Source organism: Streptomyces sp. NPDC059003 (genome assembly GCF_042740445.1).
Taxonomy (GTDB): Bacteria; Actinomycetota; Actinomycetes; order Streptomycetales; family Streptomycetaceae; genus Streptomyces.
In genome coordinates, this window is record NZ_JBHYJH010000248.1 from 1 (window position 1) to 10,267 (window position 10,267).

Annotated in this window: 8 protein-coding genes; 7 read left to right on the top strand and 1 reads right to left on the bottom strand. The window is 74.6% G+C overall.

Annotated features, from left to right (window positions below; genetic code table 11):
• The first annotated feature begins 95 nt into the window (after positions 1 to 95).
• From ACFWZ5_RS42090 to ACFWZ5_RS42115, 6 genes are read left to right on the top strand one after another with little or no spacing between them, the layout of a single operon-like run.
• Positions 96 to 1,556, top strand: coding sequence for an O-antigen ligase family protein (locus ACFWZ5_RS42090; RefSeq protein ID WP_384800980.1), 1,461 nt, complete (start codon positions 96 to 98; stop codon positions 1,554 to 1,556).
• Entirely contained in the window at positions 1,553 to 3,265 is a 1,713-nt protein-coding gene (murJ, locus tag ACFWZ5_RS42095; protein WP_384800959.1) for a murein biosynthesis integral membrane protein MurJ, read from the top strand. Before ACFWZ5_RS42090 ends, murJ begins: the two co-directional genes overlap by 4 nt.
• Positions 3,255 to 4,124 carry a polysaccharide deacetylase family protein gene (locus ACFWZ5_RS42100; protein ID WP_384800962.1) on the top strand — a complete coding sequence of 290 codons (870 nt, stop codon included), beginning with the start codon at positions 3,255 to 3,257 and terminating at the stop codon, positions 4,122 to 4,124. The genes murJ and ACFWZ5_RS42100 overlap by 11 nt, the downstream gene beginning before the upstream one ends.
• A complete protein-coding gene (locus ACFWZ5_RS42105) occupies positions 4,121 to 5,278 on the top strand; it encodes a glycosyltransferase (protein ID WP_384800965.1) in 1,158 nt (385 codons plus the stop codon). The genes ACFWZ5_RS42100 and ACFWZ5_RS42105 overlap by 4 nt, the downstream gene beginning before the upstream one ends.
• Positions 5,271 to 6,035, top strand: coding sequence for a lipopolysaccharide biosynthesis protein (locus tag ACFWZ5_RS42110; RefSeq protein ID WP_384800968.1), 765 nt, complete (start codon positions 5,271 to 5,273; stop codon positions 6,033 to 6,035). The genes ACFWZ5_RS42105 and ACFWZ5_RS42110 overlap by 8 nt, the downstream gene beginning before the upstream one ends.
• Positions 6,032 to 7,276, top strand: coding sequence for a GNAT family N-acetyltransferase (locus tag ACFWZ5_RS42115; RefSeq protein ID WP_384800971.1), 1,245 nt, complete (start codon positions 6,032 to 6,034; stop codon positions 7,274 to 7,276). Before ACFWZ5_RS42110 ends, ACFWZ5_RS42115 begins: the two co-directional genes overlap by 4 nt.
• Before the next feature lie 182 nt (positions 7,277 to 7,458).
• Here the strand turns inward: ACFWZ5_RS42115 and ACFWZ5_RS42120 are convergent, their stop codons facing one another.
• Positions 7,459 to 8,748, bottom strand: a complete 1,290-nt coding sequence (locus tag ACFWZ5_RS42120; protein WP_384800974.1) for a glycoside hydrolase family 26 protein — start codon at positions 8,746 to 8,748, stop codon at positions 7,459 to 7,461.
• Between the two features lie 122 nt (positions 8,749 to 8,870).
• Here ACFWZ5_RS42120 and ACFWZ5_RS42125 point away from each other — a divergent pair, with 122 nt between their 5' ends.
• On the top strand, positions 8,871 to 10,058 hold the full coding sequence (locus ACFWZ5_RS42125) for an ATP-grasp domain-containing protein (RefSeq protein WP_384800977.1): 1,188 nt from the start codon (positions 8,871 to 8,873) through the stop codon (positions 10,056 to 10,058).
• The last annotated feature ends 209 nt before the right edge of the window (positions 10,059 to 10,267 follow it).

Consider the following 10,267-nt stretch of genomic DNA (forward strand, 5'->3'; position numbering starts at 1 on the left):
TCGTGCGGCACTCGGGGAGCTGAGGCCCCGTGTCCGCCCTCGCTCCCGCCCCGCGCCCCCCGCACCCCCCACACCCCCCACACCCCCCACACCCCCTGGACGCCGTGCTGCCCGCGCTGCGCCGCTACGCGCCCGTGCTCCCCGTCGTCGCCCTGGTGGCCCTGCTCGCCCTGCCGGTGTCCCCGGGGACCGAGGGCACCCCCCAGGTCACGGTGGCCGACGTGGCATCCGGTCTGGTCGTGGCGTACTGCGTCCTGGCGGCCGTGCGGTCCGCGCGCCGCCCGCTGACGCGCACCGCCGCCCTGCTGTTCGGCCTCCCCGTGCTCGGCGTCACCGTGGCCGCGTGCGCCGCTCCCACCGGGGGCGCCGCCCTCGCCGGTGCCGCCCGCTACCTCCAGGTGTTCGTCCTCGTCCCGCTCGCCGTGCTCGCCCTGATCCGGGACGGCCGTGATGTGCGCCTGGTGGCCTGGTCGTTCGTCGGCCTGGCGCTGTGGCAGGGCGGGATCGGCGTGCACCAGTACCTCACCGGGACCGGCGCCTCCTACAGGGGCGAGGACATCCGCGCGGTGGGGACGTTCGGGCCGACGGACGTCATGGGGATGGCCACCGTGGTGTCGTACGGGGTCGTCTGCGCGCTCGGACTCGCCTTCCGTGGGGGCGCGCCCCGACAGCGGGCCGCCGCGGGCGGCTGCGCGGCACTGCTCGTCGTGCCGCTCGCGCTGTCCTTCAGCCGCGGCGCGTGGATCGCGACGGCGGCGGCCTGCGGCACCGTACTCGTCCTCTCCGGAGTGCGGCGTGCGCTACGGGTGGTGGTGACCGCGACGGCGGCCGCCGTCGTCCTGGTGGGCGGGTTCGGCGTCGGCTCGCAGCTGCTCCAGGAGCGGCTCGGCAGCATCACCCAAGTCGCGGACGCGCCCGACCAGTCGGTCACCGACCGGTACACCATGTGGGCCGCGTCCGTCGCCATGTGGCGCGAGCGGCCCGCGACCGGTGTCGGCCTCAAGGGCTTCCCGGAGTACCGCGACAGCCACGCCTCCGTAGCGCTGTCCTCCGGCAGCGACACCGCGGGCGCGGGCCAGGGCTTCCGCCGCCAGCCGCTGCTGTCCCCGCACAACATGTATCTGCTCGTCCTCAGCGAACAGGGGCTCCTGGGGCTGTGCGCCCTTGTGGGGTGCTGGGCGGGGCTGCTCACCTGCGTCCTGCGCCGGTGGGCCCGCGCGCGCAGGAGGCCCCTCAGCAGTCCGGGCACTCCGGAGAGCGGCGACCGCCTCGACTGCGCCCTGATCGCCTGCGGGCTGCTCGTCTGGCAGGTGGTGGACTTTCTGTACGCCGACATCGGCGGGCCCTCCACGGTGCTGACGGCGGTGGTGCTGGGGGTCGCGGGGTGGTGGGGCGTCGGGGACCACGTACGGGACCGCGTACGGGAACGCGTACGGGGTCGCCTGCGGGATGACGTACGCGAACCCGGACGCGATGACGTACCCGATGGCGTATGCGATGACGCACGCGGTGACGCACGCGCTGACATGCGGCCCCTGGAGGCGGCCCAGCCATGACCGCCGCCCCCGACACCACGGGCAAGGGGCTGCTCGGCGTCCCCCCACCCCCGGACGCCTCCCCCTCGGAAGCACCACCCCCGGAGGCCCCGTCCACGAAGACCTCACCCCCGGACGGCGCCCCCGGGAACGGCTTCCCCACCAACGGATTCCTCGCCAAGGCCGCGCTCGTCACCGCCGCCCTGTCCGTCGCCGGTTCGCTGCTCGGGCTGGCCCGGGACCAGGCGCTCGCGCACTTCTTCGGGGCCGGGACGGACACGGACGCCTTCCTGGTGGCGTGGACGCTCCCGGAGATGGCGGCGACGCTGCTCATCGAGGACGGCCTCGCCTTCTTCCTCGTACCGGCGTTCAGCCTCGCCCTCGCCCGCCGCGGGCGCGGCGCGGACCGTGACCCGGTGCGCGCCCTGGTCGCCGCGTCGCTGCCCCGGATGAGCCTGTGCTTCGCGGGCGCCGCTCTCGCCCTGGCGCTCGCGGCCCCCTGGGTGGTGGCCGTCCTCGCGCCGGGCCTGCCGGACCCGCAGCCCGCCGTGGACTGCACTCGGCTCACCGCGACGTGCGCCCTGTCGTTCGGCCTGGCCGGGTACTGCAGCGCCGCGCTCCGCGCCCACCAGCGCTTCACGGCCCCCGCCACCATCTACGTCGTCTACAACGCGGTCATCATCGCCACCCTCGCCCTGCTCGCCGGGCGGTGGGGCGTACGGGCCGCGGCGGCCGGAGTCGCCCTCGGGGGCGCGCTCATGGTGGTCACGCAAGCGCCGTCGCTGTGGCGGCAGTTGCGCCACCGACCTACGGAGGGGCGGCCGGTCGCGGACGAAGGGGCGGACCGGCTGCGGACCGCGGTCATCTGGACCGTGCTGCTCTTCGCGCTGCTGCGGCAGTCACAGGTGCTCATCGAGCGGTTCCTGGCCTCCTCGCTGCCCGCCGGGGCCATCTCGCACCTGAACTACGCGCAGAAGGTCGCCCAGATGCCGATGGCGCTGTCCCTGATGCTGTGCACGGTCACGTTCCCCGTAGTGGCCCGTGCGCTCGCGGAGGGGCAGACCGAGCGGGCGCGGGAGCGCGTCGAGCGGGACGTGGTCCTCGCCGGGTGCGTGGTGCTGCTCGGGGCGGCCGGGGTGGTCGCGGGCGCGCACCCGCTGATCCAACTGCTCTTCGAGCGCGGCGCGTTCAGCCCGCAGGACACGGCCGCCACGGCGTCCGTGATGCGGGTGTACTCCCTCGGGCTCCTGGGCCACACGCTCGTCGGCGCCCTCGCCAGGTCGTACTTCTCGGCGGGCCGGGTCACCCGGGCGCCGTTGGCCGCGATGGCCATCGGCATCGTCGCCACGGCCGGGATCGGCTTCCTGACCGTCGGCACCTGGGGCGTGCACGGCATCGCCGCGGCCAACGCGACCGGCATCTGCGTCACCGCCACGCTGCTCCTGCACGGCATGGGACCGCGCACGGTGCCCATCCGGACGCGGCGGATCGTCGTGGAGCTCACCCGGCTCGCCCTGGCCGCCGCAGGGGCCGCCCTGGCGGGCGCGCTGTGCGTGGGCGCGGTGGGCTCGCCGGTCCTTGCGCTCGCGCTGTGCGGGCCCGCCGTGCTCGTGGTGTTCGCCCTCCTCGGCTGGGCGCTGCGCGCCGCCCCGCTGGTCCTCGCCCTCGGCTCCCTGGTTTCCCTCCTCGGCTCCGCCACACGAAAGCTGGCTCCCCGTCATGTCCGTTGACACCACACGTACGACAGCTGACACCACACGTACGACAGCGCCCTCGCGCCGCACCGCCACGCGCGCGTGGATCGCGATGTACCACTCGGTGGCGCCCTTCACCGAGTGCGCCGACGACCCGTACCAGATCACCGTCACACCCGACCGCCTCGACGAGCAGCTCGCCCGGCTGCGGCGGCGCGGCCTTCGCGGGGTCTCCATGGCCGAGCTCCTGCGCGCCCGCTCCGAGGGCGCCGCCCACGGCCTTGTAGGCCTCACCTTCGACGACGGCTACCGGGACTTCGTCGACCACGCCCTGCCGCTGCTGCGCCGCCATGACTGCACCGCCACCCTGTTCGTCCTGCCGGGCCGCCTGGACGGCGTCAACTCCTGGGACCCGCTGGGCCCCCGCAAGCCGCTCCTGGACGCCGACGGCATCCGGCACGCCGCCGCGAGCGGCATGGAGGTCGCCTCGCACAGCCTGACCCACGTCGACCTGACCCGGGCCGACGACGAGGCACTCACGCGCGAGGTGCACGGGAGCAGGACCGCACTCGCCGAGCTGACGGGCGCGGCGGTGGAGGGCTTCTGCTACCCGTACGGGTACGTCGACGCGCGGGTCCTCTCGGCGGTGCGCGACGCCGGGTACCGGTACGCGTGTGCCATCGACCCCGGGGAGCTCGCCGGGGACTTCGCGCTGCCGCGCGTCCACATCGGGCAGCGGGACACGCCGCCGCGCCTGTGGCTCAAGGAGCGCCTCAACCGCCGGCGCGGCCGGGCGCTGCCCCCTGAGACGGTGACCGGGCCGCCGCCCGCGGCAGCGACCGAAGAACCGTCCGCGGCCGTGACCGGACCGCCACCGGAGACGGTGCACGGATGAGGGCCCTGCACGTCATCACCGGGCTCGGCACCGGCGGCGCCGAGCAGCAGCTGCGGCTCCTGCTGCGCCACCTGCCCGTCGCCTGCGACGTCGTCACCCTGACGAACCCCGGCGCGGTCGCACGCCAGATCACGGCCGACGGCACCCGCGTCACGCACCTCGGCATGTCCGGCAACCGCGACCTGTCCGCCCTCCCCCGCCTGACGAAGCTCATCCGCGCGGGCCGCTACGACGTCGTCCACACCCACCTGTACCGGGCCTGCCTGTACGGCCGGATCGCCGCCCGGCTCGCCGGCGTCCACGCGGTCGTGGCCACCGAGCACTCGCTGGGCGCGTCGCAGATGGAGGGGCGCCCCCTGACGGGCGGGGTGCGCGCCCTGTACCTCGCCGGTGAGCGCCTCGGCCGGATGACCGTCGCGGTGTCGCCCGCGGTCGCCACGCGCCTGCACCGGTGGGGAGTGCCGCGACAGCGCATCCGTGTCGTACCGAACGGCATCGACGCGGACCGCTTCCGCTTCGACGCGGCCGCGCGCAAGGAGACGCGGGATCTCCTGGACCTGCCCGACGGGGCGTTCGTCGTCGGGGGCGTGGGGCGGCTCACGTCCGGCAAGCGCTTCGACGTGCTCCTGCGCGCCGTCGCCCAGCTCCCCCAGGACGTCATCGCCGTCCTGGTGGGCGCCGGTCCCCAGGAGGACGAACTACGGGGCCTCGCACAGCGGCTGCACATCGGTGACCGGGTGCGGTTCGCGGGGGAGGCCTGTCACGAGCGCGGGGACACGGCCTCCCTCCTGGAGGGCACCGTCGACCTGCCGTCCCTCCTGTCGGCCGTGGACGCGCTGGCGTCGCCGTCCCCGGAGGAGGCGTTCGGGCTCGCCCTGGTCGAGGGTCTGGCGGCCGGCCTCCCGGTGCTCTACGCCGACTGCCCCGCCGTCGACGCCCGGCCCCCCGGCGAGCGCGGCCCCGCGGTGCCGTGCGCGGGCGACCCCGACGCCTTCGCCCAGGCCCTGCACGCACTGCGCGCCGACGGTCTCCCGCCCCGCGAAGTCCCCGCGGTCGCACGCCACTACAGCATCACCCGTAGCGCCGGACAGCTGATGAACGTCTACGAGTCGGCGCTTCGCGGCCCGACCCCGGAGGTGACCCCTGATGAGTGACTCCCCCCGCGTACGCGACCGGCTCGGCCGCGCGCACACCCGAATCGGCGGTGCGAACGACCGAGTCGGCGGTGCGAACAACCGGCTCGACGGCGCACGCGCCCGGCTCGCGCGCCTGCCCCGGTGGTGGCCGCTGCCGGTCTGCGCGCTGCTCGGCGCCGCGGCCGGTGGCGGTTACGGAATCCTGCACACCCCTGAGTACACGGCGACGAGCTATGTCATCGCCGTCCCCCAGGAGCGCACGGACCCGGCGACCGCTCTCGGCTTCGCCCAGGCCTACGGCCGGGTCGCGACGCAGCTCGCCGTCCTCGGCGACGCCCAGGTCGAGGCGGGCATGTCGCCCGCGCGGCTGCGGGACAGCGTGCGCGTGGCCACCTCGCCCGACGCCCCCATGATCGCGATCTCCGCGTCGTCACCGCGCCCCGGCGAGGCCGCGGCCACCGCCAACGCCGTGGCCCGCTCCCTGACCGTCAGCGCCAACCACACCAAGAAGAGCACCCAGGTCAAGCTCCTGCCCTTTTCGCGCGCCCTGAAGCCGACGGCGCCCTCGTCGGTGTCCGCGCCGGTGAGCACGCTGGTGGGCACCAGCGCGGGCGGACTCATCGGCGGGCTCGCGCTGCTCGTACGGCCCCGGCGCGGCGAGCGCGGCCCGGCTGCGGCCGTGCCCGCACCGGCATCGGGTCTCTCCGAAGAGGCATCGGGTCTCTCCGAAGAGTCCGAAGAGAGGGCCGAGGAACTGGTCGGGGACCCCCGGTGACGGCAGGGGACGGCTCCCTGGAAAACGGTGTCCCTCTGCAAAACGGTGTCCCCCTGGGAGGCGGTGATCCCCGGGAGGACGCTGCCCCCCGGGAGGACGGCGGGAAGGCCACCCCGAAGGACCGGTTCACGGCGGAACTCTGCGTACAGGAGGAGGAGTTCGCCCGGCTCGGTGTCCCCTGGGGACGGCTCTACCGGTCGTGCCGGGCGGCGACGCCGTTCCAGAGCCACGCCTGGCTGTCCTCCTGGTGGCAGTCGTACGGCACCCGGGGGCGGCTGCGGGTCCTGCTCGTCCGCGACCGCGGCGACGGCACCGGTGGCCACGGAGACGGCGAACTCGTCGCCGCGGCACCGCTCATGCGGGTGCGCGCCCCGCTGCCCGCGCTCACCCCGCTGGGCGGCGCCATCTCCGACTTCACGGACGTGCTCGTCGACGACGCGGCGGCGGACGACGCCCTGCCCGCCCTGGTCGACGGTCTCGCGGCGCTCGCGCGCGGGGCGCTGCTCGACTTCCGCGAGGTGCGCCCGGGTGCGTGCGTGGAGCGTGTGTACGAGCGCTGGCGCGGCCCCCGCCACACCGTGGCCGACTCCCCGTGCCTGGAGCTGCCCGCGCTCCCGATGGAGGAGCTCCTCGAGCGCCTGCCCGCGTCGCGCGCCCAGCGCACCCGCGCCAAGCTGCGCAAGCTGGCGAAGCTCGGCGTGGAGGCCCACGTCGTGCCCGCCGACGACGTACCGGACTCGCTGCACACCCTGCTGCGCCTGCACCAACTCCAGTGGCAGGGCCGGAAGGTGACCACCGAGCACCTGCGGCCGCGCTTCCGTGAGCACCTGATCCGCTCGGTGCAGCCCATGGTCGCGGCGGGCGAGGCGGTCGTCACCGAGTTCCGCCTGGACGGGGAGGTCATGGCGGCCGATCTCACGCTGCTCTCCGGGCACCTGGCCGGGGGCTATCTGTACGGCGCGCACCCGCTGCTGCGTGAGCGCAAGGCGGACGTGGCCACCATGCTCCTCGACGCCTGCACCCGCCACACCGGGGGCGACCGGCCCCGCACGCTGAGCCTGCTGCGCGGCACCGAGCCCTACAAGCAGCACTGGCGCCCGGACCCGGTCGTCAACCGCCGCTACCTGCTCGCCCGGACGCCGACCGCCCCGCTGCTCGCCGCGGCCGCCACCGGGGCCGCCGCCCGCCGGTGCGGCAAGCGGCTGCTCGACGCCCGGCGCGGTGACGCGTCACCCGAGTAGTGACGCGTCACCCGCGCCAGGGGCTAGCCGGCGCCCCTGGCGGCCGTGCCCTCGCGTGCCGTGCCCGCCCCCGCCTTGCCCGCACCCGCCTTACCGACGCCCGCCTTGTCTGCGCGCACCTTGCCAGCGCCCACCTCGCCGTCGGCGGCCTTGTCGTCCCCCTGCCACCAGTCGAACCGCAGTCACAGCTTCCCGCCCAGCCAGTACTCGACCCAGTCGCCGAGCTCCAGTGGCGAGCAGGCCGGCGGCTTCACCGGGTCGGTCGGCTTCGGCGCCGGTACCTGACCGCGTCCGTTCAGCAGGGCGCGGTAGACCGCGGAGGACCTGGGGTTGTCGTCGCACTGCCACACGCCGTGCGGGCAGTAGTCGGTGAGCGTGTTGTAGAGGGGTTTCTGCTCGTCCATCCAGGCCAGCATGCGGCGCATGTACTCCGCGTTGTCCCCGTTGCGGAAGAGACCCCACTCGGGATACGAGATGGGCTTCTTGTGCGCCGCGGCGAAATCGACGTGGAATTTAAGCCCGTACGGCTCGGAGATCTGCTCGTCGAACGCCATGCCGCGAGGCTGGTCGTACGAGTCCAGGCCGATGATGTCGACGACGTCGTCACCGGGATAGCACTCCGGCCACGGAATGGCGTCACGCCCGCGACTGGGCGTGAAGTCGAATTGGAACTTCTGCCCGGGGACCGACCGCATCGCCGTGACGATGCGCTTCCAGTACGCCTTCCACGACTCCGGGTCGGGCCCGCAGCGGTGGGTGTACGTGATGCCGTTCATCTCCCAGCCGAGGACGATCACGGTGTCGGGCACCCCGAGGTCGACGAGGCGCCGCGCGAGGACCCGGTAGTGCTCGTCGAACGCGCCCGCCGCGCCCCGGCGCAGCATCGAGCGCACGAAGTAGTCGCCCACGCCGTCCTCGTTGCGCTCCAGCATCGGCACGTTGAGCACGAAGAGCCGGTCGTCCTTCGCGCGCCGCCACTTCGCCCAGCTCTCCAGGAAGTCGGGCGCGCCCTCGATGTTGCTCCACACGTCCCCCGGCAGGTACGTGTGCCCGACGCGCAGCTGCGCCCCGCCGAGCCACTCGCTGAGCTGCCCGATGCGGTCGACGCCGCGGGGGCCGTAGTCGAGGTACGCGCCGAAGGCGGGCCACTCGGCCGGGGTCGCCGGGGCGGCGGGGGAGGCCGAGGGTGAGGGCTGCGCGGACGGCACCGACGGCGACGGCGACGGCACGGAGGGGACGCTCGGCACGGGCGGGACGGCCGGGGGCGACGGCACGGCCGGCGGGGATACGGCGGCCGGGGGCACCGCGGGAGCGAGCGGCGGGGCGGACGGCGCCGCCGAGGGCGGCGGGACGTCGCGCTCACGCCCGGCCCCCACCGTGTATCCCGGTCCGGAGGCGAGCACTGCCGACATAATGATCCCGGCCGCGACAAAGGCCGCGCGTTGGGCGCGTCTGCGCCTGCATGGGGTCATGACCGCTCCTCGTTTCCGCCTCCGGCTATTGACGCTCAGTCATATTTATTTCTATTGCGCCAAACGAGTTCCTAATCCTCCGTGCCGACAGATCGCTCCTTTTGGGCGAGCGCAAAGTAAGGGTGGAAGTGCAGCGTCTCGACACACGCGTCCCCGCGGTCCTGCTGCGGATCGACAGGAATTCCTTCCATCACGGAACGCTGGGCGCAGTGCGCTCCCTGGGGCGCGCGGGGGTGGAGGTCCATCTGATCGCCGACGACACCCACGCCCCGGTGTCCCGCTCCCGCTATCTGCACCGCCTGCACAGCCCGCCCCCGCCCGCCGCGCCCCTCGCCGAGGTGGCCGCCGTCCTGCGCCGCGTCGCGGCCGGACTGCGCGCCCCCGCCGTCCTCATCCCCCTGGACGACGCGGGCTCCCTCGCCGTCAGCGCCCTGCGCGCGGAGCTGAGCGGCCCGTACCTGCTGCCCGAGACGGCGGTCGGCATGGCCGAGAGCGTGGCCGACAAGTCGGTCCTGGCCCGCCTGTGCGCGTCGGCGGGCGTGCCGCATCCCCGTACGGAGCTGCCGCGCTCGGCGGTCCAGGCCGCGGACGTCGCCCGGAGCCTCGGCACGACGGCGGTGGCGAAGTGGAGCCGCCCCTGGTGCCTCCCGCGCGACGCGGGCCTGCACAGCACGGTCCTGGTGCGCTCGCCCCACGAGGCCGCGGCGCTGTTCGAACGCGGCACGGAGGCGGGCTGCGCCCTGCTCCTGCAGGCCTTCGTGGCGGCGCGCGGCGGCACCGACTGGTTCGTACACGGCTATGTGGGCCGCGACGGCCGGGTGCACGGCGGCGGCACCGGCAGGAAGCTGCGGGCGTGGCCGCGCTCCGCGGGCATCACCGTACGCGGCGAGTGGACGCCCAATCCCGCCCTGGAGGCGACGGCGGCGAAGCTCATGGCGGCGCTCGGCTACCGCGGCATCTTCGACCTGGACTTCCGCGAGGACGCGGCGACCGGCGCGTACCACCTCCTCGACTTCAACCCCCGCCCCGGAGCGCAGTTCCGCCTCTTCGCCGACGCCGCGGACCTCGACGTCGTCCGCGCCCTGCACCTGGACCTGACGGACCGCCCGCTGTCCCCGCCGCGCCCGCTGCACGGCCGCGCCTTCGTAGTGGAGAACTACGCCCCGTTCACCGCGCTCCGGCCCCGCCGGGCGCCGCGGGAGCTGGCCTGGCACGCCGCCGACGACCGCGCCCCCGGCGCCGCGCTGCGGCGGCTGTGGTGGCGGCACACCCTGCGCCGGCTCGGCACCCCGAGGCGGCAGGCCCCGTAGGGGTGACACTGCGAGCGAACGGGTGAAACCGTTCCTCAACCCGGCCTCTCCAGTGGTGGACTGGGAGAGTTGGTGATGTTCCCCCTGTACGGCCCGTCGCCGCCCGTCAGCCGTCGGCACACCCGTGCCGTGGGTCGGCGACACAGCGTTCCCCCGGAAACACGCGAGGCGTGGGGGGGATTATACATGCGCTTATACGCACCACGCCG

Excerpts from the sequence above, each read along its gene's own strand:
- ACFWZ5_RS42120 (WP_384800974.1), bottom strand. The coding sequence starts at position 8,748 with ATGACCCCATGCAGGCGCAGACGCGCCCAACGCGCGGCCTTTGTCGCG.
- ACFWZ5_RS42110 (WP_384800968.1), top strand. The coding sequence starts at position 5,271 with ATGAGTGACTCCCCCCGCGTACGCGACCGGCTCGGCCGCGCGCACACC.
- murJ (WP_384800959.1), top strand. The coding sequence starts at position 1,553 with ATGACCGCCGCCCCCGACACCACGGGCAAGGGGCTGCTCGGCGTCCCC.
- ACFWZ5_RS42100 (WP_384800962.1), top strand. The coding sequence starts at position 3,255 with ATGTCCGTTGACACCACACGTACGACAGCTGACACCACACGTACGACA.
- ACFWZ5_RS42105 (WP_384800965.1), top strand. The coding sequence starts at position 4,121 with ATGAGGGCCCTGCACGTCATCACCGGGCTCGGCACCGGCGGCGCCGAG.